Annotated in this window: 30 protein-coding genes and 1 tRNA gene; 20 read left to right on the top strand and 11 right to left on the bottom strand. The window is 68.0% G+C overall.

Features of this window, described 5'->3' with window-relative positions:
* Positions 1 to 60: 60 nt before the first annotated feature.
* The 4 genes from ABD978_RS40320 (at position 61) to ABD978_RS40305 (ending at position 1,984) form a co-directional block, all read left to right on the top strand.
* The gene (locus ABD978_RS40320) at positions 61 to 252 is read left to right on the top strand and encodes a hypothetical protein (RefSeq protein WP_345366382.1); all 192 of its coding nucleotides are present in this window, start codon (positions 61 to 63) and stop codon (positions 250 to 252) included.
* 77 nt (positions 253 to 329) lie between these two features.
* On the top strand, positions 330 to 1,220 hold the full coding sequence (locus ABD978_RS40315; protein ID WP_345366380.1) for an alpha/beta fold hydrolase: 891 nt from the start codon (positions 330 to 332) through the stop codon (positions 1,218 to 1,220).
* On the top strand, positions 1,217 to 1,564 hold the full coding sequence (locus ABD978_RS40310; RefSeq protein WP_345366378.1) for a hypothetical protein: 348 nt from the start codon (positions 1,217 to 1,219) through the stop codon (positions 1,562 to 1,564). Before ABD978_RS40315 ends, ABD978_RS40310 begins: the two co-directional genes overlap by 4 nt.
* A gap of 60 nt (positions 1,565 to 1,624) precedes the next feature.
* Positions 1,625 to 1,984 (top strand): pentapeptide repeat-containing protein, encoded by a 360-nt coding sequence (locus tag ABD978_RS40305; RefSeq protein WP_345366376.1) that lies wholly within the window; start codon positions 1,625 to 1,627, stop codon positions 1,982 to 1,984.
* Positions 1,985 to 2,041: 57 nt separating this feature from the next.
* Here ABD978_RS40305 and ABD978_RS40300 read toward each other — a convergent pair whose 3' ends face one another.
* Positions 2,042 to 2,185, bottom strand: a complete 144-nt coding sequence (locus ABD978_RS40300; protein ID WP_345366374.1) for a hypothetical protein — start codon at positions 2,183 to 2,185, stop codon at positions 2,042 to 2,044.
* Positions 2,186 to 2,682: 497 nt separating this feature from the next.
* Between ABD978_RS40300 and ABD978_RS40295 the strand changes: the two genes are divergently transcribed.
* Positions 2,683 to 3,546, top strand: coding sequence for a sulfurtransferase (locus ABD978_RS40295; RefSeq protein ID WP_345366372.1), 864 nt, complete (start codon positions 2,683 to 2,685; stop codon positions 3,544 to 3,546).
* Positions 3,547 to 3,668: 122 nt separating this feature from the next.
* On the opposite strand, the gene ABD978_RS40290 is transcribed toward ABD978_RS40295, so the two are convergent.
* The 4 genes from ABD978_RS40290 to ABD978_RS40275 form a co-directional block, all read right to left on the bottom strand.
* Positions 3,669 to 3,911: a hypothetical protein gene (locus tag ABD978_RS40290; protein ID WP_345366370.1), complete on the bottom strand. Its 243-nt coding sequence runs from the start codon at positions 3,909 to 3,911 to the stop codon at positions 3,669 to 3,671.
* A gap of 466 nt (positions 3,912 to 4,377) precedes the next feature.
* Complete coding sequence (locus ABD978_RS40285; protein ID WP_345366368.1) at positions 4,378 to 4,596, bottom strand: hypothetical protein; 219 nt, start codon at positions 4,594 to 4,596, stop codon at positions 4,378 to 4,380.
* A 661-nt stretch (positions 4,597 to 5,257) separates the two neighbouring features.
* Positions 5,258 to 5,896: a 2'-5' RNA ligase family protein gene (locus ABD978_RS40280; RefSeq protein ID WP_345366366.1), complete on the bottom strand. Its 639-nt coding sequence runs from the start codon at positions 5,894 to 5,896 to the stop codon at positions 5,258 to 5,260.
* A gap of 8 nt (positions 5,897 to 5,904) precedes the next feature.
* The gene (locus tag ABD978_RS40275) at positions 5,905 to 7,218 is read right to left on the bottom strand and encodes a hypothetical protein (protein ID WP_345366364.1); all 1,314 of its coding nucleotides are present in this window, start codon (positions 7,216 to 7,218) and stop codon (positions 5,905 to 5,907) included.
* Between the two features lie 433 nt (positions 7,219 to 7,651).
* Between ABD978_RS40275 and ABD978_RS40270 the strand changes: the two genes are divergently transcribed.
* The 11 genes from ABD978_RS40270 (at position 7,652) to ABD978_RS40220 (ending at position 14,975) form a co-directional block, all read left to right on the top strand.
* On the top strand, positions 7,652 to 7,903 hold the full coding sequence (locus ABD978_RS40270; RefSeq protein WP_345366362.1) for a hypothetical protein: 252 nt from the start codon (positions 7,652 to 7,654) through the stop codon (positions 7,901 to 7,903).
* Entirely contained in the window at positions 7,900 to 8,124 is a 225-nt protein-coding gene (locus ABD978_RS40265) for a hypothetical protein (protein WP_345366360.1), read from the top strand. The genes ABD978_RS40270 and ABD978_RS40265 overlap by 4 nt, the downstream gene beginning before the upstream one ends.
* Before the next feature lie 44 nt (positions 8,125 to 8,168).
* A complete protein-coding gene (locus tag ABD978_RS40260) occupies positions 8,169 to 8,888 on the top strand; it encodes a GntR family transcriptional regulator (protein WP_345366358.1) in 720 nt (239 codons plus the stop codon).
* A 133-nt stretch (positions 8,889 to 9,021) separates the two neighbouring features.
* Entirely contained in the window at positions 9,022 to 9,438 is a 417-nt protein-coding gene (locus tag ABD978_RS40255) for a plasmid replication, integration and excision activator (protein WP_345366356.1), read from the top strand.
* A complete protein-coding gene (locus ABD978_RS40250; protein WP_345366354.1) occupies positions 9,438 to 9,689 on the top strand; it encodes a hypothetical protein in 252 nt (83 codons plus the stop codon). The genes ABD978_RS40255 and ABD978_RS40250 overlap by 1 nt, the downstream gene beginning before the upstream one ends.
* Complete coding sequence (locus tag ABD978_RS40245) at positions 9,689 to 9,988, top strand: hypothetical protein (protein WP_345366352.1); 300 nt, start codon at positions 9,689 to 9,691, stop codon at positions 9,986 to 9,988. The genes ABD978_RS40250 and ABD978_RS40245 overlap by 1 nt, the downstream gene beginning before the upstream one ends.
* A 90-nt stretch (positions 9,989 to 10,078) precedes the next feature.
* Positions 10,079 to 10,243, top strand: a complete 165-nt coding sequence (locus ABD978_RS40240; protein WP_345366350.1) for a hypothetical protein — start codon at positions 10,079 to 10,081, stop codon at positions 10,241 to 10,243.
* Positions 10,243 to 11,682, top strand: a complete 1,440-nt coding sequence (locus ABD978_RS40235) for an FtsK/SpoIIIE domain-containing protein (RefSeq protein WP_345366348.1) — start codon at positions 10,243 to 10,245, stop codon at positions 11,680 to 11,682. Before ABD978_RS40240 ends, ABD978_RS40235 begins: the two co-directional genes overlap by 1 nt.
* Before the next feature lie 121 nt (positions 11,683 to 11,803).
* Entirely contained in the window at positions 11,804 to 13,420 is a 1,617-nt protein-coding gene (locus ABD978_RS40230; protein WP_345366346.1) for a replication initiator, read from the top strand.
* Positions 13,417 to 13,635, top strand: coding sequence for a helix-turn-helix domain-containing protein (locus tag ABD978_RS40225; protein ID WP_345366344.1), 219 nt, complete (start codon positions 13,417 to 13,419; stop codon positions 13,633 to 13,635). The genes ABD978_RS40230 and ABD978_RS40225 overlap by 4 nt, the downstream gene beginning before the upstream one ends.
* On the top strand, positions 13,635 to 14,975 hold the full coding sequence (locus tag ABD978_RS40220; RefSeq protein WP_345366342.1) for a tyrosine-type recombinase/integrase: 1,341 nt from the start codon (positions 13,635 to 13,637) through the stop codon (positions 14,973 to 14,975). Before ABD978_RS40225 ends, ABD978_RS40220 begins: the two co-directional genes overlap by 1 nt.
* Positions 14,976 to 15,031: 56 nt before the next feature.
* On the opposite strand, the gene ABD978_RS40215 is transcribed toward ABD978_RS40220, so the two are convergent.
* The 3 genes from ABD978_RS40215 to ABD978_RS40205 all read right to left on the bottom strand — a co-directional run bounded on the left by ABD978_RS40215 (position 15,032) and on the right by ABD978_RS40205 (position 16,048).
* Positions 15,032 to 15,107, bottom strand: a tRNA-Ala gene (locus tag ABD978_RS40215).
* Positions 15,108 to 15,153: 46 nt separating this feature from the next.
* The gene (locus ABD978_RS40210) at positions 15,154 to 15,885 is read right to left on the bottom strand and encodes an HAD family hydrolase (protein ID WP_345366340.1); all 732 of its coding nucleotides are present in this window, start codon (positions 15,883 to 15,885) and stop codon (positions 15,154 to 15,156) included.
* 43 nt (positions 15,886 to 15,928) lie between these two features.
* Positions 15,929 to 16,048: a DLW-39 family protein gene (locus ABD978_RS40205; protein ID WP_252785262.1), complete on the bottom strand. Its 120-nt coding sequence runs from the start codon at positions 16,046 to 16,048 to the stop codon at positions 15,929 to 15,931.
* Positions 16,049 to 16,893: 845 nt separating this feature from the next.
* Here ABD978_RS40205 and ABD978_RS40200 point away from each other — a divergent pair.
* On the top strand, positions 16,894 to 17,523 hold the full coding sequence (locus ABD978_RS40200) for an HNH endonuclease family protein (RefSeq protein ID WP_345366337.1): 630 nt from the start codon (positions 16,894 to 16,896) through the stop codon (positions 17,521 to 17,523).
* Positions 17,524 to 17,554: 31 nt separating this feature from the next.
* On the opposite strand, the gene ABD978_RS40195 is transcribed toward ABD978_RS40200, so the two are convergent.
* Complete coding sequence (locus ABD978_RS40195; RefSeq protein ID WP_345366335.1) at positions 17,555 to 18,535, bottom strand: zinc-binding dehydrogenase; 981 nt, start codon at positions 18,533 to 18,535, stop codon at positions 17,555 to 17,557.
* A gap of 95 nt (positions 18,536 to 18,630) precedes the next feature.
* Between ABD978_RS40195 and ABD978_RS40190 the strand changes: the two genes are divergently transcribed.
* The 3 genes from ABD978_RS40190 (at position 18,631) to ABD978_RS40180 (ending at position 20,179) form a co-directional block, all read left to right on the top strand.
* Positions 18,631 to 19,158: an XdhC family protein gene (locus ABD978_RS40190; protein WP_345366333.1), complete on the top strand. Its 528-nt coding sequence runs from the start codon at positions 18,631 to 18,633 to the stop codon at positions 19,156 to 19,158.
* Positions 19,159 to 19,358: 200 nt separating this feature from the next.
* Positions 19,359 to 19,532 (top strand): hydrophobic protein, encoded by a 174-nt coding sequence (locus tag ABD978_RS40185; protein WP_345366331.1) that lies wholly within the window; start codon positions 19,359 to 19,361, stop codon positions 19,530 to 19,532.
* A 233-nt stretch (positions 19,533 to 19,765) separates the two neighbouring features.
* A complete protein-coding gene (locus ABD978_RS40180) occupies positions 19,766 to 20,179 on the top strand; it encodes a hypothetical protein (RefSeq protein ID WP_345366329.1) in 414 nt (137 codons plus the stop codon).
* Here the strand turns inward: ABD978_RS40180 and ABD978_RS40175 are convergent.
* Positions 20,167 to 21,063: an aldo/keto reductase gene (locus ABD978_RS40175; RefSeq protein ID WP_345366327.1), complete on the bottom strand. Its 897-nt coding sequence runs from the start codon at positions 21,061 to 21,063 to the stop codon at positions 20,167 to 20,169. The genes ABD978_RS40180 and ABD978_RS40175 overlap by 13 nt on opposite strands.
* Positions 21,064 to 21,921: 858 nt before the next feature.
* Positions 21,922 to 22,326, bottom strand: coding sequence for a hypothetical protein (locus ABD978_RS40170; protein WP_345366325.1), 405 nt, complete (start codon positions 22,324 to 22,326; stop codon positions 21,922 to 21,924).
* Positions 22,327 to 22,614: the final 288 nt, after the last annotated feature.

Below are 22,614 nucleotides of genomic sequence, written 5' to 3'. Positions count from 1 at the left end.
CGAGCGCATCGGCGCGGGCGAAGCACGCACATCGGACGAGACCCCACATACGATCGCGTCATGATCGTCCGAGCCGCGTTAGCGGCGGCGGCCCTGGCGGCGTGCACGGGTGGATCGCCTCACCCGTCGGCCTCCGGCCCCGTACCGATCACCCGTACGCCGGCCCCGCACCTGGCCGGCCGCGCACTCGCCGTCGTCGACATCCCGCAGTACGAGGAGGACAACATCGGTTTCCTCTGGATGCGCCGCTGAGAACGGTCCCGGCCGTACGGGCCGGCAAACCCATCCCGACGATGGGTCGGATGGCGATTCGCAACGGAGGGCTTGGGATGGATCGGGTGGAACGCGGCGTGGTCAGGCACGGCGTCCGGCTGATGGTCCGCGATTACGGCGGGTCCGGGTCGCCGGTCGTAATGCTCCATGGGCTGGCCGGTCACTCTGGTGAGTGGGATACGACCGCCGGGTGGTTGCGGGAACGACACCGTGTCCTGGCCTTCGACCAGCGTGCGCACGGGGCGAGTGAGCGGCGTCCGGCCGATGTGTCCCGAGCGGCCTACGTCGCCGACGTCGTCACCATCATCGACGAGCTGGAATTGGGAGAGGCCGTCCTGATCGGGCAGTCTCTGGGCGGTCACACGGCCATGCTCGCGGCGGCCGCCCGCCCCGACCTGGTCCAGGCGTTGGTGCTGGTCGAAGCCGGTCCTGGAAACCCCGACGCCGACCTCCCGAACGCCATCAGGAGTTGGCTCGCGTCATGGCCCGTGCCATTCGGCTCGCAGGATGCGGCGATCGAGTTCTTCGGCGGCGGCCCGGTGGGCTCGGGTTGGGCGGCCGCCCTGGAGGAACGGCAGGACGGTTGGTGGCCGCGCTTCGAACCCGAGCTCATGGTCCGGTCCGTGGTGGAGCTGTCTCGGCGTTCGTTCTGGCCGGAGTGGAGACAGGTGTCCTGTCCGACCCTCGTCGTGCTCGCCGAGTCCGGCTTCTTCTCCGCCGACGCCGCGCGCGAGATCGCGCGTGATCGGCCGAACACGACCATGGTCACGGTGCCGGGAGCCGGTCACGACGTGCACTTGGAGAGACCGGAGGCGGTCCGAGCCGCCGTCGCGGAGTTCCTTCAAGGGCTTGGGGGTAACCGGAGCGGGCGCGGAGTCGGCCGGAATGTACGGTCACGAAGCGGAATTCAGTCGGAAACGCACACGTGTGAAAAGCTCGGACAGTGATCGTCCGTTTCATCATGGCGCTCGTCGTCTGGGTGATCGTCGGGGTGCTGGTCGCAGCGATGGGCAGTGTTCAGGTACCGCCGGATTACTCACTGACCGTTTCCTACGGTGTGTTGTTTCTCGCCTGGACGGTCGGCTACTGGATACGCGCGCGTTCCGATACTCCACGACGGTGGTGGTGGCTGGGCGGAGTACCCGAATTGGTGCTGCTGGCGTTCGAGCGCCGGCGACCGCTTTCTCGCCAGAGGACGTACGGCGGCGCCCAGCCACCGGGGAACGAGGCTGCACCGCCGACCACCCGATCGGGACCGCCGGAAGGACTCACCCGCGAGCCACGCCCGTAGGCGCGACCAGTGCGTTCCGAGCCGAGGCGATCGCTGGGAGAGCTGCCTTACGGTACGGCCGTGGACCGGCGGGTCTTCGACGGCCGGGATCTGTCGTCGGTACGGACGCAGCACCTGAGGTTCGATCGCTGCTCTTTCATCGGAACCGACCTCCGCCACGCCACTCTCGACGGCTGTTCGTTCAAGATGTGCGACTTCCGAGGCGCTGATCTACGAGGCGCGTCGCTGAGAGGCGCGAACTTCGCCGCCTGTGATCTGCGCGAAGCCGATCTCCGGAACGCCGACCTCACCGGAGCCCGGCTGGGATACGTCAACACAGGCATCCGTCCCTACGGACTGTCCGACGTCACGGGCGCGAAACTCGCCAACGCCGTTCTCCGGAATCTTCATCTCGACCAGGTGATCGGGTGGCCCGAGTAAGAGACCGGAGGTCCACCCGCCGGGTTGTGGCGAACGACGGGTGGACGTGCGGCGGGTTCAGGACGAGGGAGTGCCGCTCGAGCCGGTGCAACCGAAGGTTCTGCTCCAGTGCAGCTCGCTGTCGTCAGGCCCGTCGACGGAGATGTTCTCCTTGGCGATCCCGTAGTTGCCGCCCTGCAGTTCGCTGTCGTTGACCAGCACGCCGAACGTCCCCGGCGGCCCTGCGCCCTGCGAGGCTGTCCCGTATCACTATCTGCGACGGCGGTGGTCCATCCAATCAGTGCCCGGTCCTCGGACCGTCCGTGAGAAGGCGCGGTACGCATGAATATCGCGTTGGGTCTCGCGGATCGGTCGCCATATGCGCCCTGCGCTCTTCGGACTCTTTCCCCGGCGACGACCTCGTAGGTCGGAGACGGCGGCGACCGCCAGAAGCAGCACGACGATTCCTGCGAGCGTTAACACGTACCAGAGCATGATCACAGTCTCCTTCGCCGCTGCGGCGATGTCCACGACGCGGGATGCGATAGGTAAGGCCGGCCCGGCCCGCCCACTCGGCAGATCCGGAGGAAACCTTGCGCCCATGTACCCGTGGGTGACCGTCGCTGATCCCTGACCGCCTTACGCGCCACGCGGCTCGCTCGTTAGGCGTACCGGCTAGGATGCGGCCGCGGTTGGGCGGGTCCCGAGGAGGGCGTTGCGTGGAACGAGCCGACGAGGCGTTGACAGGAAGTGCCCCTGGACCATTCGGCCCGCTCGTTACCGCCGACTGGCTTGCGCGCCAGTTGGCTGCGCCCGGCCTGGTCGTGCTTGATGCGTCGGTGGGAGTGCACCGCGGCGCCCCTCGGCGGATCCCGGGTGCACGGCCCTTCGACATCGACGGGGCACTGTCCGACCACTCCAATCCGCTGCCCCATGCGATGCCCGGGGCAGACCAGTTCACCGACGAGATGCGCTCCCTCGGACTGGACGACGACAGCACGGTGATCGTCTACGACACGGCAGGGATCTACTCCAGCGCCCGAGCCTGGTGGATGCTCCAGGCGATGGGCTTCGACCGGGTTGCCGTACTCGACGGTGGCCTGCCCGCCTGGGAAGCAGCCGGGCTGCCGGTGGAAAGCGGGCGGCCTGCACCCGCACCGCACTCTGGGAGCTTCACAGCCCGCCCGCGACCGGGGTGGATCGTCGGCGGTGACGAGGTGGCGGCCGCCCTGATCGATCCATCCTCAACGGTCCTCGACGCCCGTTCTCGGGACCGATTCTCCGGTACGGCCTCTGAGCCCCGTCCGGGACTGCGCGGCGGCCATATGCCTGGGGCGGTCAACCTGCCGTTCGGCGAGGTGCAGCGGGAGGGACTGATGCGCCCCACCGCCGAGTTGAAAGGCATCTTCGAGGGTCTCGTTGAGGATCGCGAAAAGCTGACCTTCAGCTGCGGTTCGGGGGTCACCGCCTGCGTCCTGGCATTGGCGGCCAGGCTGGCCGGGTACCGGGAGCTGGCCGTGTACGACGGGTCCTGGAGCGAGTGGGGAATTCCCTCAGACCGCCCCGTGGTGACCGGTCGGTAGCGCGGCGCGGAGGTCCTGCAGCCTGTGTACGCCGCTTCCGGCGGTGTCGGCGCCTCGATGGTGCCGCTCTGCTCGGCCTGGGCATTCCGGAGCCTGTGGGCCCCACCGGAGGTGCTTCTCGGTCAGCCGGATCGGCGATTGTGACGGGCTCGCCGGTACCAGACCGCGGCGATGGCGGGAGCCGGGAGAACGAGGAAGAACAGGTTCCCGGTGAGGGCGGCGAACAGCGATACGAGGGTGGCAGCGGCGACCGTACGGGCGATGTCCACGCGGAGCGGCGGCAGCGGCCGGTAGTAGAGCCGGGCTCCCAGGACTCGATCGTCGAGTCGCATCAGCGCGCGGACGGGGCTTCCTATGCGCGACATGCTCGCACCTCCGGAGTCCGATGGGCCAACCATAAGCCGCAGGAGCCGGGCCGGCGGGCAGCCGGCCACGACGTATCCCTGGAAAGGCCGGATCCGATCCGCCATCACAGACTTCCTGCGAGGCCTTGGAATCTGATCAGCCGCGGTTGATGTCGAGGCCGTGCCAAAAACTCGGCAACAGGCCGCTCCGCAAGGCGACTCCTCCCGATAAGGCCTGCGCCAGGGCCGGCCTCATGCACGTTAATTGCACGACGCCCCCGCCCATGATCAGGGCGGGGGCGTTTTGGCTGGTGGAGCCACGGGGATTCGAACCCCGGACTTCCTGCTTGCAAATCATGCCGATCTTGCCCCATATGGCCGTTGACCTGGGCGAGCATGTGTCCGCCAGTGACCGCTGTTGACCCTTGATCGCCGGGGTTAATGGCCCGCTAATGGCCCGGCGTGAGGCTGCGGACAGAGCCCCCGATTAGATGAGGCCCAGGGCTCCGGGGAGGTCCAGGACGGTCATTCTCCGCTCGGGCACGGTCTCCTCCTCTGCACACTCGATGAGCAGATCGACGAGGGCACGTCGACCCTCAGCGGACGTACCTTGCAGGACGGCGGCCACCGGTTCCAGAAGGCTTGTTGCCACGTCCGGATCGATGTCGTCGTCATCACTCAGATCGATAGAGACGATGATCTCCACGAGGGCCTTCCCTAGGACGCGCTCAAGATCTGTCAATGCACAGCCCTTCCGTAAGCCATCCGCCTGGTCATCCCGTCTGCCGTCGTCCCACCCTCCGGGGAGCGGGCCAGGCCCCACGGGTCGAGGTGGAGCGCCCTACCGGACGAACGACCTCGACCCGTGGGGCCTGGTCTGCTCGGCTCGTCCTGGGACGACGGCGGACGGGATGACCAGGCTTCCACCTCAACCACCGGCCAACCAGTGCCCGGCGTGGCTCCCATCCCGGAGCCGGAAGCTCCCCCGCCGGAGGCATCTTCTACAGGACCCATGATCTGGTGAGCGGGGCTGCCGTCTGATGGCCGTAGGCCACCCGTAGGGCGAGCGAATGCGAGTCTGCCGGCGGCCCTGCGCCCATCCCGCGAGAACGATCCGGAGCCGATGCCGCTGGAGAGAATCCGCGGTTGGGTCTTCGTCCGCCAGGGCCGCCCGATCGGCACGGCCGGAGGGACCGGCGCCCACGCCGCACGCCCGTAGGGCGTGCCGGAGCGGGCGGCCTGCGGCGGCGCTTGCGCCGCCGCCTTGATCCAATACAGCGAGATTCGGCAACTTCCGCGCTACCGCAGAGCGTTGCGCAGTCCGCAGCATGCCTGTCGTGACATCACGGACGCCAGGCTGCCACCTCTCAGCGCTCCTGGCCATTCAGCCGGATAGCACCGACGGGTTCCCAGTCCCAGAGCCGTTCTGGGCCCCACTGAACGACGAGACTCACGGCGGCAATGCTTATCGCACGGGGAGGCAGGTCCTTCCCGAGCTTCGAGATGATCGGCCCTGCCGCCTGCTCGGCAGTGCTGTAGGCCACTGTCACGTGCGGGGTCCACCTGCGCGAAGCGTTGCGAGTCTGGCCGGTCGTCCCGATCACCTCGCACGTGCTTGCCTGTACGGCCTCCCGGATGGGATCAAGTGCGCGCTCCGGTGAAATCCCTAGCATGATCGCTTCAGGATGGTAAAGAATCCTGCCAAGGGTTACCGGTATCGGCGAGACGTCTTCCAACGTTCGGGATGCATGGTGAAGCATCGCGCTCATCTGGTCTCGGGATATCTCGCTGGTTGTACCCGCGACCAGGATCGTCGCATGAAGCCACTTGTCCGGCGTGATGTGGAATCCAGGGAATCCCGAGATCCTTTGTTGAACCTGTCGAGATAGGTCACTCACTTCCGGGTAGCCGTTCATCAGGACATGCCAGTAGATCGTCCCGCATCCTTGCTGCGCCTCATGTCTGTTCAGCCATCGATCATGGAACTTCGTCGGAAGCGGACTCATCTGCCACCTCAGGATTCATTCGATAGGACTGGCGCGGCAGAGTTGAACGTCCGTATCTTCTGCCTCAGTTCGATGGCGTCTCTGCTGCTCCTGAAATCAGGATGGCCTAGTCGTCGTTCTAGGTTTTCGAGGAAGGCGGTGACCGTGGATACTCGAAACTCCGGGGCAAGCGTCAACACTGCCTTAAGCTCCTCGATCGTTCCGTCGAGCGAGCCCTTCATCAGATGTGCGATGGCCGCACCGGTTCGGATCTGCGCCCAGGTAGCGAGCACCTGAGGCGTTCCGGATGCCCATGCTTCATCGGCCATCTGGGCAGCTCGAAGCGCCGCTTCGGGATCGTCCGCATTGATCGCAACCGATTGGTTGAAGAGTGCCTGCCGGGTCACGGGGAACGACCATGCGGAGAGACCGGAGTCTGCCGCTACCGTCTCAGCGTCCACTTCGGACCTTCTTAGCGCCTCCCGCGCTCTGGCGATGTCACCCATCAGCGCGGCGGCGTTCGCCTCCTGACTGGCAAGCTGCACCCGTATAGGGGCGGCAGGGCTGCAGTCGTAGCCGCGCCTTGCCATGTCGGCGGACTCGATATACCTGTCCTGCCATCTAAGCGTCTTGGCGCGTGCGCTCCAGGACACCGCCTCATTCGCGCCAGCTTCCTGGGCATAGAGGACTGATGCCGCTCCGTATTTGTCGGCTGTGAAGTTCTGCCCAAGGTCGCCGAGAAGCAGGCACGCGTGGGCGAGAAGCTGTGATTCGACTCGGTATAGCTCGCGCTGCTGACTCAACCTCTGTCGACGCGCCGATAGCTCCCGTGCCTGCCCGTGAAGCCGTAGAACCTCGGCGATGATCCTGCTTGCGGGGATGCGTGTGTGTGATTCCGCCAGCGAATGCGTTGCGCTCGCGAGTTGTTCGATGACGTCGCCTTGCGTATCAGAGGCGGTTATTTCGGCGATGAGGTCGTCGATACGCTGTTCCGGAGAGTCCGCGCTTCGATGCGGCCGTGGCTGGGAGACTTCTGAGGTTTTCGTGCTGGCCGGCGCAAGCCCGAGACAGATTCGGGCGTCGTCTGGCATGTTCAGTCCATCGGCGATGCGCTCGAAGACCTCAAGCTGGAGGATTGGGCCGCCGGTTCCCCTCATGAGCGCGTTAACCCTGGGCTGGGGTACTCCGGTTGCCACTGCAATGCGGTTCTGACTCGCGCCTGCGTACTTCTTCGCGAGATGGAACAGGCCCCCGATGTCGCGGGCACGCAGGAGGGCTCTGGTCTGCTCATGCCGCCATACCGAACCGGGCAGCTTGATCGGCTCGAACGCTGATCCGGACATTCGGCGCCATCCCCTCGCAAGGCTCCGTAACACGTCGCGTAACCCTTGCTGCTCGGAGCCTATCCAACCGATGGATAACCGGAGGCCATTGGTTTACCCTCCGGCGCTCGCGAGTCTGTGGGACATGAGCGGCGACGACGAAGAAACCCCCATGAGCTGCGTGGCTTGTGAGGGGCGGCGGTGGAAGTACGTGACGCCTCGGCGCGGTCTGATCGTTTCGCGGGCGGGCGAATCGGTGAGCGCGTCGGCGGGTCGGGAGCCGTGTTCGCGCTGCTCGGGCACGGGTCGCGAATTGTCGGCGGCCTGATGAGCTGCGGGGCCGGTGGCGCTGACGGGATGGCTTCTCGTCGCTCACACCTGCGTCACCGGTCCCCGCGCCCAACCGGAGGGAGCGAGGGTGAACGGGTCGAATCACGGTCGGCAGGTTGGTCTTTTGACCGAGTTGTGCCGCGAGCTGGCCAAGCTCGGGGTCAAGGTCGGGCTGAGTGACGCGCGTCCGGCACTGTCAGCGCGGGGAGCGCTGGCCGAGCGGAAGCTTTGGATCGAGGTCGACCTGTCGGGCGGGACGTTCGTATGGCCGTACGACGGCCAGGCCCGTCACGGATTGGACGACCCGGCGGGGGCGGCAGCGCAGATCGCCGAGTACCTGAGGCTTCGTGACGCGGGGCCCGGCGACCGGTCATGACCGCCGATGCGCTGGCCGTGCTGACGCGCCGGTTCCCCGGTGTGGTGATCTGGTTCGGCGTGGCCACGCGGTCATGGTGGGCGATGGTGTGGGTGGCCGGGCGATGGCGTCTGGTCGAGGCCGTGGACCCCGAGGAGTTGACCAAAGCGATCTTGTCGGCGGCGACCTGGCCGTATCCGGCGGCGGTTTGGACCTGTCCGGTAGTCGTGACGGCCGGTTGACTGGCCGCTAGGCTGTCGACCAGTCGAGTTGATGGCAGGTCGTCATGGAAGACACGGACTACGCGCCGCCCAAGTACATCCAGATCGTCCAGACGATCCGGCGGCGTATCAAGGACGGCACGTATCCGCCGGGGTCCATGCTTCCGTCAGAGACCCGGCTGATTCAGGAGTTCGGCGTCTCCCGGCCGACCGTCGTCAAAGCGCTGGACACTCTCAAGCTGCGCGGCGAGATCGAGCGGGAGCACGGGCGCGGGTCGTTCGTTAAGGCGTCTACGGGCAGCGCCGAGGATCACCAGCGCCCCACGCGGGCGGTCCTGGACGAGCCCGTGTCTGGTTCCCTGCTGACGCTCGATCGGCGTCCGGCTCCGGCGTCGGTCGCGGCGCTACTGGAGGTGCCGCAGAACTTCCCGGTGCTGCTGCGGCAGCACTTGGCGTTCCAGGACGACGCCCCGTGTGAGCTGGTGTCTTACTGGGTCCTGCCGCATATCGCTGAGGCGGCCGGCCTCGATCAGGACACCCCCTCCTCGGCGGGAGTGCGTCAGCGGTTGCAGTCGGCGGCGAACGTCCGGCTTGGCCGCGTCACCGAGCGGCTGACCGCGCGCCGCCCGACTGGCGAGGAAGCCGAAGCGCTCAGCCTCGGCAAGACCGCTCCGGTGCTCGGCGTGACCGCTGCGGTGTACGAGGTGACCGGCCGTCCCGTGCTCGTTGTTGAGCTTGTCCTACCCGGCGAGTTGCATGAGCTTGAGGACGAATACACCCTCTGACCAGCGCCAATCTGGTATGTGATCCAGATCACTCACCTAAGATCCAAACTCGACTTGTCGAGTTGACGAGGGCGACTTATCGTCGAATCACTCGATAACACGAGTTGTCGGGAAGTCGGCGAAAGGTAGTTCGATGGCATTGCAGGGTCCGATCCCCGTTGACTTCGGGTTCGTCTTCCCGCACGGGGCGTTCATCCGGGGCGAGGTCGAGCCGGTCCGGGACTTCGACAAGTCCACCAAGGACAACCCGGTTCAGGCGCGGGACAAGGAGACCGGCGAGCGGGTGTGGCAGGTCGAGATCATCGACGCCGACCCGACCGCCAAGGGCTCGGTCAAGGTCAAGCTGTTCGGCGAACACCAGCCCGTCCCGCCCGCTCCGCCGGCGGGCTTCCCGTTCGCGGCGGTCGAGTTCGACGGCCTGACCGTCACCCCCTACGTCGATTCCAAGACCAACCGGCTGGCGTACTCATTCCGGGCCAAGGCCATGCGCGACCCGAAGGGCGCGGCCAAGACCGCTGCTCCTGCGGCCGGTAAGGCGGCGGCGGCCTGATGACGGGGCGGGCCTCGGCGCTGTCCCTGCCGGTCGATTCCCGGTCGCGCGCGGAGTTCCGGTCCTACGCGCGCCGGACACCGGTCTTCACCTTCACCACGGGCGGGGTGCTGGTCTCCCTGACCCTGCCCGAGCGGGTCTCGGCGGCGCATGTGGAGTTCGCGCGCTCGTTGGCGGAGCACGCGGCGGCGTACGCGGTCGAGGTCGAGCGGATGTACCGGAACGGCGCGACCAGGAAGGCGGCAGCCTGATGGAGAACTCCGGCTACACGTTCACGACGATCACCGGTCGGCCCGGTGAGGCGATGTCCGTCACGACCTCGTTCTACTTGGACGAGTCCGCCCGGATCGACCTGTACGGCGCGGGCAAGGACCGGCCGTTCCTGGGGATCGATCACGGCGGGGTCAGCGTGAACATCGGCCCGCGCCCCAACGTCGCGGTCACCGCTCAAGATGTCGCGCTGGTCCGCCGGTTGGCCGACGTGTCGGCGGCGCTGCTGGCCGAAGTCGAGCGCATCCACGCCGAACAATCCGGTCACGCTGCGGCGTGACATCAGGCGGGGCGGCTGGAAGCTCTCACCCTTCCGGCCGCCCCCTTTGATCTCTCACCCTTCGTTGCTGCTCCGAATGGAGATCGGTTCATGTCAACACGCCAAAGGCCGCGCTGCGTCGTGTGCCGTAATCCGCTGCCCAAGGACGCCACCGCCACCAAGTGCGGACCGTGCAAGGGCCAGACCGTGCTGTTCCCCAAGCGCCTGGCCGAACGTCTCTCCCGTCCCGTTCGCCCGGCGAGGGGTGGTCGGTGATGGGCCTTCGCAAGGACGCTCCGTCGGACAACGTGATGGTTCCGGCGACGGCCGACCCGTTCGAGGGGCCGCGGTGGGCTCCGCCGGTCTGGCATATGCCGCAGGGCCTGGTCCTGCTCGTCAACCTCGTCCGCGCGCTGGTGCGCCTGGTGCTCTTTCTCGCCCGCCACCCCCTCGCCACCATCGTGGCCGGCGGGGTCGCCTGGCTGGTGTACGCGGTCGGCTGGCAACTGCCCCTCTTCGGCTTCGGCCTGGTGCTGCTCGGGCTGGGCTGCTGGGCGGCGTACTGGCGGACCTCGTTCGTGCGCCTGGTCGCCCGCCCCGTCCGCGCTCGCGTCCGGCACGTGCTGGTGTACCGGCGGCACTGGCAACCGGTGATGGTGATGTCCGGGCTGGCGTTCTACCGCAACGCCCGCGAATACCTGCCCGCCATCACGCGTGTCCGCGTCACCGCGACCACCGATCGGGTCCTGGTCAAGATGCTGTCCGGGCAGGCTCCACAGATCTGGCGGGACCATGCCGAAAACCTCGCCCATGGCTTCGGGGCCCCCCTGTGCCGGGTCCGTACGGCCGACAAGCCGGGGTTCGTGTGGCTGGAGTTGGTCCGCCGTGACGCCTTGGCGGTGCCGCTGCCCGCGCTCCCGGTGCCCGCTTCTGGGGGTGATGTCGACTTGACGGCGTTGCCGGTCGGCAAGCGTGAGGACGCCTCGCCGTGGCTGCTGCGCCTCCTCGGCACGCACGTGCTGATCGCGGGCGCGACGGGGGCGGGGAAGGGCTCGATCCTGTGGGGCCTGGTCCGGGCGCTCCTCCCGGCCATGCGCGCGGGCCTGGTCCAGGTCTGGGGGATCGACCCCAAGCGCATGGAGCTGGCTTTCGGGCGGGGCATCTTCAACCGCTATAGCGACGACGCGACGGGCGGCATGGTCGCGCTGCTGGAGGCGGCCGTGGCCGAGATGCACAAGCGGGCCGCGCGGTTCGGCGGTGTGACCCGCACCTTCCTGGCCACCGCGGCTGACCCGTTCATCGTCGTCATGGTCGACGAGTTGGCCTTCCTGACCGCGTACTGCCCGGACCGTGACCTGCGCAAGCGGGCCGATGCGGCGCTGGCCACGTTGACCTCTCAAGGCCGCTCGGTCGGGATCTGCGTCGTGGGCGCCCTGCAAGACCCGCGCAAGGACGTCATCAACATCCGCAACCTGTTCCCGACCCGGATCGCGCTGCGGCTGGATGAGGCAGATCAGGTCGACATGGTTCTCGGCGACGGCGCATACGAGCGCGGGGCACTCGCCGACCACATCTCCCCCATTCCCCAGGTCGGCGCGGGCGTCGCCTACGTCCGGCTGGAGGACTCCCCGGACCCGGTCCGGGTCCGCGCGGCCTTCGTCTCCGATGACGACATTGCCGCGATGGGCGAATACCTGACGGCGGAGACCGCTTGATGCCCCACCACTCACGACGCAAGGGGATCGCGGCCTGCCAATCGCCGAAGGCGACCCGAAGGGCGAACAAAGTGAGTTGGCCGGCGGCGGTCCCCGGCACCGACAAGACCAGGGAGGCGAAGTGACCGAGCAGACCACGCCGGAGACTCCGCACAAGATCCGTCCGCCCCTGGCCCGTGAGGTCGTCAAGGCCGTCGCCGTCGAACACGGCGTATGCATCCGCCCCGTGGCCATGCGCCGGACCGACCTGGTCACGGGTGAGACGGCGATCGTGAACATGCCGTGCGGTCACACCCTGGCCTCGGTGTGCCCGCCGTGTGCGGAGCGGAAGCGGAAGCTTCGGGCTACTCAGTGCCGGGAGGGCTGGCATCTCGAGAGTGAGCCGGTGATCGAGCGGGCCGACCCGGACGAGGAACAACGCTTCTGGATGGAAAAGCGCGCCGAGGTCCAAGCCTGGGCCGAACGGGTTGAGGCGGCCGATGAGGATGCCTCGGAGTGGCGGGAGCTGCTGACCGAGATCAACGCCGAACTCGCCCAGACCGGCGTCGTCGGCCGACTCCCCACCGACAAGCCCGAACGGCCCAAGCGGTCGACCAAGCGCCGCCAGGACGTGCCTGACCTTCCCCGGCGGCCGGTCGCGGCCCGGACGGTCGGCAAGGTCTACACCGCACCGGACGGCAAGACCTTCCGGCCGTCGCTGTTCCTCACGCTCACGCTGGACTCCTACGGGCGCGTGAAGAACGACGGGACACCGGTCGACCCAGCCACCTACGACTACCGGCGGGCGGCGCGAGACGCGTTGCACTTCTCCAAGCTGGTGGACCGGTTCGTACAGAACCTGCGCCGGTTCGTCGGCTATGACGTGCAGTACTTCGCCGCCGTCGAACCACAACGCCGCCTCGCCCCACACCTGCACATGGCAATCCGCGGCACCATCTCCCGCGCCGAACTCCGCCAAGTCGTCGCAGCCACCTACACACAGGTGTGGTGGCCCTCGACCGACCGAGTCATCTACGCGGGGGAGCGCCTGCCGTACTGGGACGCCCGTACTCGGGCCTACCTCGACCCGGACACCCACCAACCCCTCACCACCTGGACCGAAGCGCTCAAGACGCTCGATGACGACGACGCCGAACCACTGCACGTCGGCCGATTCGGACGCCAGATCGACGCACAAGGCGTCATGGCGGGCACGCCGGAGTCCTCCCGGCTGATCGGCTACCTGACCAAGTACCTGGTCAAGGACATCGCCGAATGCCACGACGCCCAGACGCCTGCTCAGGCTGATCACGCTGATCGGATGCTGGAGGCGCTGCGATACGAACCGTGCTCACCGACGTGCGCGAACTGGCTCCGCTACGGCATCCAACCCAAAAACGCCCGCCACGGGCTCACGCCCGGCTACTGCAAGGCCAAAGCACACCGCCGCGAATACCTCGGCTACGCCGGACGCCGCGTCCTCGTCTCCCGCAAGTGGTCCGGCAAGACCCTCACCGACCACAAGAACGACCGCAAGAACTGGGTTCTCGCCCGGCTGGCCGAGGCCGGCGTTTCGGCAACCGGCCACCCGGCCCAACCCGGCCGCTACGCCTGGGAACTCGCCCCACCCGATGACCCGGACGTGAAACCGGTCGAACAGCGACTACTCGCCTCCATCGCCGAACGGGTGGAGATGCGACGCCAACTCGACCACGCCAAGACCACCCTCGATCTTTCGGCAACTCAGGAGGCCGCGTGACCAACCTCGCTGATGACCCGCTCCTGACGGTGGCCGAGGCCGCCGAACTACTCAAGACGTCTGAACGCTTCCCCCGCCGGTTGATCGCCGAACGACGCATCCGCTTCGTCAAGGTCGGCCGGTTCGTCCGCATCCCCGAATCGGCGCTGCGGGAGTTCATCGCCGCCGGGCTCGTCGAACCGATGTCCGTATCGAACGTGCGGAGGGCTGCCTGATGGCGAACAAGGGCGGTCACCGCCGTTTCGGCAACGTCCGCATGCGAGAGTCCGGCCGCTATCAGATCCGCTATCCGGGGCCTGACGGGCGTCTGCGCACCGGGGAGACGACCTACGCCAGGAAGGGCGACGCGGAACGGGCTCTTGCCCTGATCGAAGCTCAGATGATCACGGGGGAATGGACTGATCCTGAGCGTGGGAGGGTTCGTCTCGGCGACTACGGCGCGACGTGGATCAGAGAGCGGCCGAACCTACGGCCCAAGACGGTCGAGCTGTACACGTGGCTCCTGGAGCGCCACATCATTCCTAGCCTCGGCAAGGTCGAGGTCCGAAAGATCACGCCTCAGATGGTCCGCACCTGGCGGGCGAACCTGTTGAGCGCCGGTGTGTCGATCTCGACGACGGCCAAGTCATACCGGCTGCTGCGGTCGATCCTGACCACGGCGGTGGATGAGGACAAGATGCTCCCCCGGAACCCGTGCCGGATTCGGGGGGCGGACAACGAGCAGACGGCCGAGCGGCCGGTGTTGAGTCCTGTCGAGGTCTTCGAGCTGGCCGAACTGCTCGGCCGTCAACCGGTCGGCAACGTGCGCAAACTCAAGACCGGCGGCTTCCAGCTCCGCTATCGCGAGCCGGACGGAGAGGCATGTACCTCGCCCGTGGTCTACTCCAGCCGGGCGGCGGCCGAGCGGGCGCTGTGGCTCCTGGCGGCTGAGGGCCAGGTGGTCATCAAGCATGACCGGCGATTCCGCGCGCTGGTCCTCCTCGCCACCTTCGCTAGCCTCCGCTGGGGCGAGGTGACCGCGCTGCGGCGATCGGACCTCGACCTTGCCGCGCGAACCGTTCGCGTCCGGGAACAGCTCATCGAGCTGGACGGCGGGCAGATGATCCTGGGGCCGCCCAAGTCCCGCGCGGGTAAGCGGGTCGTGAGCTTTCCGGCTGTGATCGTTCCGGCGCTGGCCGAGCATCTGGATGCCTACGTCGACGACGCCTCGGATGCCTTCGTGTTCCTCGGGGCCAAGGGCGCGTTCCTGCGCGGGAGCAGTTTCCGCCGTGCCGCGAACTGGTACCGGGCGCTCGACGAGATGGGCCTGTCCGGTGTCCATTTCCATGACCTGCGCCATACGGGCAACACCCTTGCCGCGCAGAGTGGTGCGAGCCTGGCGGACCTCAAGGCTCGGATGGGGCAGGACAGTGACCGTGCGGCGCTGATCTACCAGCACGCGACTCGGCACGCTGACGATCGGATCGCCGAAGCGCTCGACGCACGGATCAAGGCGGAGCTGCCGGAGGGTGACGACGATGGCCCGGCCGGTGGTCTGCTCGTCCCGGTGGCCTAATGGCCCGCTAATGGCCCGACGCCCCCGTCCCCTGATCAGGGCGGGGGCGTTTTGGCTGGTGGAGCCACGGGGATTCGAACCCCGGACTTCCTGCTTGCAAAGCAGGCGCTCTGCCAACTGAGCTATGGCCCCTGGAGATCGCCCTACAGCCTACCGGGGGATGGGGACTGCCCGCTCGTCATGGTGCCACCTGATCGCCGTACGGCGTGGTGACGGGGCGTCCTACGGCTTCGACAACCTCGGGAAGTTCGGTGATGCTGCTGAGGATGTGGGTCGCGCCGGCGGCGTCCAGGCGGGCGCGGTCGTGGGCGCCGGTGAGGGTGCCCGCGACGATGGAGGCGCCCGAACGCCGGCCGCTGCGCATGTCGCTCTCGGTGTCACCGCACACGGCGATGTGGCGGACGTCGTCGACCTGCACGTGGAGCGCCGCCTTGAGGATCATGTCGGGGTACGGGCGGCCGCGGCCGCCCGCGTCGGCGGGGCACAGGAGTAGGTCGGCGCGTTTCCACCAGCCGAGGGTGTCGATGATGTGGCCCAGTGTCCGGCTGCCGAAGCCGGTCATCAGGCAGATGCGGACTCCGGACGCGGCGAGTGCGTCGATCGCCGCCTCCGCGCCGGGGATCGGGGAGAGGCCGACCCGGTCGATGATGGAGTCGTACGCCTGCTCGAACGCGTGGTTGGCGGCCTGGGCACGGTCCTCGTCCGCGAAGACGTCGCGGAGGATGTCGATTTTGGACCTGCCGCGGGCGGCGTGCACCCGGGCCATGGCACGGCGGTAGGAGTCGGTGCCGGCGACGATGCCCTGGGTTACCAGGGCATCGGTGAAGGCGCGCTCGGCCATTCCGTCGTCGGCGACGGTCGTACCGGCGAGGTCAAGACAGGCGAGCGTGATCCGCGAATCGTCGTCCACGCCCACCCCCCGTATGCCCTCGCCGGCACGGTCAAGACATCTCTCAGCTGTCGGACGACGTCGCCTCGGTCCACAGGTCCAGCTCGGCCCGGTCCTGCTGAAGCCGGCGCCAAACCGCGAAACCACCGAGGGCGACCAGCGCGAGAACGATGAGCTTCTTCACGATGGGAACCCCTTCAAACCTCGACTAGCACTGCGTTACCGCAGCCTAGCAACCACCCCGGCACGCCCGTGCGCCTTCCCCCTGTGGGTCGCGGAACATCTGGATTCCATGGTTCTTCAGCGTCGAGGCGGTCAATTGCCTCACAATCCCCGTATACCCGGTTGAGGCGCACCTGCTGCGAAGGCATCGACGTCTCGTTCGCTCGATGATCAGAGAGTGAGCCGCAGCCGGACCACCCGGTGGACATCATGTGGACACGGCCGCGCCGGGACGGCACGGCAGTGAAGGACGGCGCCCGGCGCGGGACGTACGGCGCGGATCCGCGGGGCCCCTCACGGTCTCCCGTTCCGATCAGACAGAGATCCGCGCTGACCTGTGCTTTCGACTCCGGCGTACGGCCTCGGACCGGTCCCGCGTACGGTGTCCGGATCGCCGACGGCCCGGATCACCCTGTCGACCTGAGGATGTTCTCCACCGCCTGTGGATAACCGACCGTTTCGGCGGTCCGCAGCCCGACTTCGTCGCCACGGACGCGCCCACTTATCCACACACCCTGTGGACAACTCGGGGATGGCCAGGCCGCAGCGGTGCGCCGGAGCGGTCGCCCCTTCACCGATCCGCGCGATCGAGCACTCCAGCCCCGGCCCGCCGCCGCTGGCTCGGCGAGTGGATCATCGCCCCTCCGGACCCTCACTGATGGGTGACAGCACCCGCAAAGCACAGTAAATGGCGCTAGTTACCACTTGACTCACATAACGCCATATTCGGTTCACTCTGTGATCGCTCCGGCGTGGCTCGGGGGAGCGACTCTCGCGCGTGGGAAGCCCCCCGAGAGGAGATTGCCCGTGAGACGCGCGATCGCCGTCACCGCCCTCCTGCCCGCCCTCCCCCTTCTGTCCGTCGCCCTCGCGACCCCCGCCTCCGCCGCACCGCCATCGCCGCCCACCACGGCGACGGCGAAGAAGGAACTGGCCAGGCTGAAAGTACGCCGCGAGGGCACGCTCTCCAGGTACAGCCGCGCGAAGTTCCCCCAGTGGAGCGACCAGGGCCACGGCTGCAACACCCGCGAGGTCGTCCTGAAGCGCGACGGCGCGCATGTCCGCGTCGGGTCCGACTGCTACCCGGTGAAGGGCCGCTGGTACAGCCCGTACGACGGGAAGTACCTCACCAACCCCCACAAGGTCGACATCGAGCACCTCGTGGCACTGGCGGAGGCCTGGCGTTCCGGCGCGAGGTCCTGGAGCACCGCCAAGCGCCGCGCCTTCGCCAACGACCTGAAGCACCCCGAGCTGTGGACCGCCGACGACCCCGTCAACCAGCAGAAGGGCGGCAAGGACCCCGCGCGTTGGCTGCCGCCGCGCCGCGCCTTCCGCTGCACCTACATCCGCGCCTACGTCAGCGTGAAGTACGTCTGGGGCCTGTCCGTCGACTCCGCCGAGAAGAAGGCCATCAGCGCGGTGCTCAAGAAGTGCTGAACACCGCGGCCCCCGCCTGACCTCCGGGCCGTCACGGCACCAGGACCACCTTGCCGACGGTGGCGCGTGTCTCCAACGCGGCATGCGCCGCCGCGGCGTCCTTCAACGCGAACGTCTGCACGGCCGGGACGAGGCGGCCCGCCGCCGCCTCGGCGAGCGCCCTCTCCTGGAGACCGCGCAGACCGCCCGGCCGACGGAGGATCCCGGGGCCGAGGGCGACGGACGCCGACAGGCTGCGCTTGAACAGATCCGCGGAGTCGAACCGGATCGGTTCACCGCCGGACCAGCCGAAGACGACCAGCCGGCCCCCGGGGGCGAGCAGGTCGAAGGCGGCCTGTCCGTCCGGTCCGCCGACGCCGTCCAGCACCAGGGTGATCCCACGGCCCTCCAGCGCGTCCCGTACCCGGTCCGTCCAGTCCGGCGCCGTGTAGTCGACCGCGACCGTGGCCCCGGACTCACGTACGCGGGCGGCCTTCGCGGCACCGCCGGCCAGACCGACGACCGTGGCGCCGAGGTTCCGCGTCGCCTGCACGAGCATCGTGCCGATCCCGCCCGCGGCCGCCGTCACGAGCACCACGTCCTCCGCCGTCGGCTGCGCGACGTCGAGGATGCCGATGGTCATGCGGCCGGTCCCGACCATCGCCACGGCGGCGGCGTAGTCCAGGTCGTCGGGGAGCGGGTGCAGGTCCGTCACGTTGGCGACGGCGCGTTCCGCGTAGCCGCCGCTCGCCATGCCGAGATGGACCACCACGCGCCGGCCGAGCCGGCTCTCGTCGACGCCGTCGCCGAGTTCGTTGACCACCCCGGCCACCTCACGACCGGGGGTCATCGGCAGGTCCGGCAGCGCGAACGGCCCCTCGTACGTCCCCCTGCGCAGCATCGTGTCGACCAGGTGCACCCCGCACGCCCGTACGGCGATGCCCACCTGTCCCGCACCGGGTCGCGGGTCCGGGACCTCCTCGTATCGCAGGTTCTCCGGCGGGCCGAACTCATGCTGTCGGATGGCGTGCACGGACTCTCCCTCGCTCGATCACGTCTGGTGCTCCACCCTGCAACCTCAACCATGCTTCAGGTCAATCTCGCCGAATCCCGTGCGAGACTGGCGGCATGGCCGAGGGACACGAGCACGACCCGGCATGCGCCGTCGCGCACGGCGAGACCCCCGGCGACGTGGGCGACCGTACGCTCGTCGCGGTGTTCGCCTCGCCGGTGGCCGACCACCTGCTGCGATTCGGCGGCGAGCTCGGTTACCGATGTCTCCTGCTCGAGCCGGACGCCGAGCGCGCGGCCACCGCGGCGCACGACTCCGCCGCCGTGGTGACCGCCCCGCCCGCCGACCTGGACGGTACGGCGGACGTCGTCGTCACCGACCACCACCGCTCCGACCTCGGCGTCGTCCTGCGCGACCTGCTGACCCGTGACGTCCGGTGGATCGGCGTGCTCGGCAATCCACGCCACCCCGGCCCACACGTACGGCTCCTGACGGAGCTGGGCGTACCGGCCGAGGAGATCGCCCGGGTGCATCGGCCGGTCGGCCTGAACATCGGCTCCCGTACGCCCGCGGAGATCGCCGTCGCGACGCTGGCCGGGCTCATCGCCGACCGCAACGGGCGGCCGGGCGGCTTCTCCTTCTGACGCTCTCCGCACCGGCGTGCCGCGGCGCGTCCGCCGGTGCGGGTCGGCCCGCGACGGCTCACCGGCATCTGTTCACGGCGCGAGTTCACGTATCTACAATTCGTTATTTCCCGGTGCTTGCCGTGCGAGCCGTCACGGCGGATGTTTAACCGCTTTCCTGTCGGTCATGAAGAGGACGCCAGGCCTGAAAGGAGAAAAAAGTGCCCCTCTTGATCGCGGTTCTCATCCTTGCTCTTATCCTCGGCGGCGCCGGATTCGCCGTCCACGTTCTGTGGTGGATCGCGCTCGTCGTGCTGGTGCTGTGGCTGCTGGGCTTCGTCTTCCGCGGCTCGGCGACCTCCGGCGGCCCGCGTCGTCGCTGGTACCGATGGTGAACGTGCCGTCGCTCTCGTGATCTCTGGCGGCCGCCTCCCCGTACGGGAGGGCGGCCGCCAGAACACGGTTCGGCCCAAGGGTTTATCGTGCGACTCGACACGTGTCGCTTTACCGGATCGCCATGGCTACGGTGAGCGGTGTGAAGGAAATGAAAACAGTCGGCCAATTCCAGTGAACCGCGTGACCATCCGCCGCGGACGGGCCGCCTCGCCGCCCATGTGAGAATGCCGCTGTGGACGAGGATGAGAGCCTGCGGCGGTACGGCCTGCGTCCATCCGCAGGAGATCTTGAACGAATCCGTGAGCTGCTGGAGACTCGCACGGAGATGGAACGCCGGCGCCAGGGCGATGGTGACACCGAGTTGCTGAAGCTGAGCTGTGTACAGCTCTTCAACGCGGGCGCCCTGGGCGACGTACTGCCCATCTGGCGGGCCGAGGAGTCGAGCTGGGACGCCCACGGCTCCATCGATGTGCAACTGCTCTGCGGCGCCGGCCTGGCGGAGACGAAGGAGCACCTGGCGGCCGCCTCCTCCGAGGACGCCTCGGCGGCGCTCGCCTACCTGCTCAGCTGCGAGGCGGCCGGTGACTTCGTGGGCTTCTCCGTTGCCTCACAGGCTCGCTGGTATGCCCGGTACTACCTGGGCTGACCCGACAGGCGCGCCACCTCCTCGTCGGACAGCCGCAGGGACCCCGCGGCCACGTTCTCGGCGAGATGGTCCGGGTCGCCGGTACCCGGAATGACCAGTACGTGCGGCCCCTGATGCAGCGCCCAGGCCAGCCGCACCTGCGCGGGCGTCGCACCGTGGGCGCGCGCGACGGCGAGAACCTCCGCGCTCTCGGCACCGCCGGCACCGGCCTCGCGCCCCTCACCGGCGATGGTGAAGAACGGTACGAACGCCACGCTCTGCTCTCCGCAGGTGCGCAGGAGTGCCTGGGCCTCGGGCGGCGCGCCGACCCCGTAGGCGTTCTGGACACAGACCACGGGCGCGATGGACCGGGCCTCGGCGAGGTGCCCGGCGGTGGCGTTCGAGACGCCCAGGTGCCGGATCAGGCCGGCGTCACGGAGAGCGGCCAGCGCCGCGAAGTGCTCGGCGATCGAGTCGACCGGCCGCCGGGGGATGCGCAGGTTGACCAGGTCGAGATGGTCGCGACCGAGCTGCCGCAGGTTCTCCTCGACCTGACCGCGCAACTGCGCCGGTGTGGCCCACCACCACTCACCGGAGGAATCCCGGCCCGGCCAGACCTTGGTGGCGATGACCAGCTCATCCGGGTACGGGCGCAGCGCCGTGTTGATCAGTTCGTTGGCCGACCGGAGCGACGAGAAGTAGAACGCGGCCGTGTCGATGTGATTCACGCCCAGTTCGACCGCGCGCCGGAGCACGCTGATCGAACGCGCGCGGTCACGCGGCGCACCGAGATCGAAGGCGGCATCACCCGTGAGGCGCATCGCGCCGAGGCCGATGCGATTGACCGTCAGGTCACCGAGCCTCCAGGTCCCTGCGGCCGCCGCGTCACCGACGTGTGCGGTCATGCTGAGCGACGCCCCCTTACCGGGACGGCAACGAAACGCATCTGAGTCTCCTTGGCGGAAGAGGTGAAATGACGAGGCTCCAGGCCGAAGTCACTGATCAGGTCCCGGCCGGCCGTGACCGAGGGATCCACCGGCACTGGGCGAAGCGCCCTCAGGCATGAAAAAAGCCTTCCTGCCGGACGAGTCCCGAGCCAGGAAGGCTGAACGTTCACCAAGATCATATCAGGGCGACTTCGGCGCGATCGTCGGGCGATCCGTGGTTGCGCGACGCGCCCGTGGCCGCACGGCTCTCTCTGAAGCTTGACGACAAACAGGGAGTCCACCCTGCGGGCCTTCCAGCCGCCGAGACGAAAGTCTCGGCGGTTCTGCTTTTCCGGGGGGTCGATTCGCGGTCCGTCGCGGCCAGAACCCCGCATTTCCCCTTCCGGGTGCCGCCGGGCCACCAGGGAAGGGACCTCAGCACCGACCAGTCCGCAGTGAATCACTTGCTGGTCGACCTGTGGCCGTGCGGCGCGGCGAGCGGTACGGTCAGCGCCGGCCGGGCGGGACGGTCCGCGCAGGTGATGGTTCGCCCGCCGGGCGAGGCGTGGCTTCCGGTGCTGCCCGCTGAGGCGAGACGACGCGTCGCCTGGGTAGACGCCAGTGAGAGCGCGAGGTGACCCCGGGCGCGCAAGTATGTCGCTGCCTAGGGCAGCGGACATCTGAGGATGTTACAAAGCCGCACCACCCATACTGCGACTACGCCACAAGGGGCATGTCGCTTTTAGAACTGCTGGCTCTCTACCATCCGTGGTATGGGAGCCAGCTTCTATTTCAGGCGACGGTCTCTCGGCCGGAGTCTGGGGTGTGTCGGCCGTGTCATCGCGCGAAACCGGCATCGCGATCTGCGGCAGCGACCTGGTCATGGAAGCGTTTGTGAACCCAGTGGCGTTCGCCGATGAGGTTCATCCGGCCCCATCGACCAGAAACCGGGCCGAGTCGGGTGTGGCGCGGCAAGGTGGCCACCAGTGACTGCGGCTTGGCACCACCCGAGAGTTTGCTGCTCTCCAACACATAGATGGCGTCCTTGGTGACCGCCACACAGCGGTACTTGATCCAGGACATCGTCAGGCCGGTGAGGTACGTGATAAGGAAAAATCCGAAGTTCGGTGCGGCTTGGGCGATGAACACCTGGCGTATATCGCTGCCCACAGGCAGGAAGGGCGCCGAACGATCCACCAAGTCGGGTCGCGGCTTAACGCGAGCGCCCGGTATGTCAGTCACCTGCGCTTTGTACCACGCCGTGCTCCGGGCTCGTGAACTGCTCGTCATCGCCGCTGCGCACGCACAAGCATGCCTCGAATCCGTTCGCGTCGCACGGACGAGCGACCGTAGGCGCGTCCCTCCAGATGCGGCGAGGGGAGCGGGCGTGAAAAGGCGGTTGCGAAGGCTGTACGCAGACGGCCGAGAGTTCGCATGGACGGGCCAGATCTGTCACCAGGCCGGTGAGCGCGACCGTCATGCGCTCCAGGCGGACCTGTTGTCAAAGACGGTCCTGCCGTGGGGATGCGC

The organism is Actinoallomurus liliacearum (assembly GCF_039542035.1).
GTDB lineage: Bacteria > Actinomycetota > Actinomycetes > Streptosporangiales > Streptosporangiaceae > Actinoallomurus > Actinoallomurus liliacearum.
This window is presented reverse-complemented; position numbering and strand designations above follow the sequence as displayed.

What these genes read in the sequence shown, in the direction of transcription:
- ABD978_RS40320 (WP_345366382.1), top strand. Translation starts at nt 61, where the DNA reads ATGATCGTCCGAGCCGCGTTAGCGGCGGCGGCCCTGGCGGCGTGCACG.
- ABD978_RS40315 (WP_345366380.1), top strand. Translation starts at nt 330, where the DNA reads ATGGATCGGGTGGAACGCGGCGTGGTCAGGCACGGCGTCCGGCTGATG.
- ABD978_RS40290 (WP_345366370.1), bottom strand. Translation starts at nt 3,911, where the DNA reads ATGTCGCGCATAGGAAGCCCCGTCCGCGCGCTGATGCGACTCGACGAT.
- ABD978_RS40280 (WP_345366366.1), bottom strand. Translation starts at nt 5,896, where the DNA reads ATGAGTCCGCTTCCGACGAAGTTCCATGATCGATGGCTGAACAGACAT.
- ABD978_RS40275 (WP_345366364.1), bottom strand. Translation starts at nt 7,218, where the DNA reads ATGTCCGGATCAGCGTTCGAGCCGATCAAGCTGCCCGGTTCGGTATGG.
- ABD978_RS40265 (WP_345366360.1), top strand. Translation starts at nt 7,900, where the DNA reads ATGACCGCCGATGCGCTGGCCGTGCTGACGCGCCGGTTCCCCGGTGTG.
- ABD978_RS40260 (WP_345366358.1), top strand. Translation starts at nt 8,169, where the DNA reads ATGGAAGACACGGACTACGCGCCGCCCAAGTACATCCAGATCGTCCAG.
- ABD978_RS40255 (WP_345366356.1), top strand. Translation starts at nt 9,022, where the DNA reads ATGGCATTGCAGGGTCCGATCCCCGTTGACTTCGGGTTCGTCTTCCCG.
- ABD978_RS40250 (WP_345366354.1), top strand. Translation starts at nt 9,438, where the DNA reads ATGACGGGGCGGGCCTCGGCGCTGTCCCTGCCGGTCGATTCCCGGTCG.
- ABD978_RS40245 (WP_345366352.1), top strand. Translation starts at nt 9,689, where the DNA reads ATGGAGAACTCCGGCTACACGTTCACGACGATCACCGGTCGGCCCGGT.
- ABD978_RS40240 (WP_345366350.1), top strand. Translation starts at nt 10,079, where the DNA reads ATGTCAACACGCCAAAGGCCGCGCTGCGTCGTGTGCCGTAATCCGCTG.
- ABD978_RS40235 (WP_345366348.1), top strand. Translation starts at nt 10,243, where the DNA reads ATGGGCCTTCGCAAGGACGCTCCGTCGGACAACGTGATGGTTCCGGCG.
- ABD978_RS40220 (WP_345366342.1), top strand. Translation starts at nt 13,635, where the DNA reads ATGGCGAACAAGGGCGGTCACCGCCGTTTCGGCAACGTCCGCATGCGA.
- ABD978_RS40190 (WP_345366333.1), top strand. Translation starts at nt 18,631, where the DNA reads ATGGCCGAGGGACACGAGCACGACCCGGCATGCGCCGTCGCGCACGGC.
- ABD978_RS40175 (WP_345366327.1), bottom strand. Translation starts at nt 21,063, where the DNA reads ATGACCGCACACGTCGGTGACGCGGCGGCCGCAGGGACCTGGAGGCTC.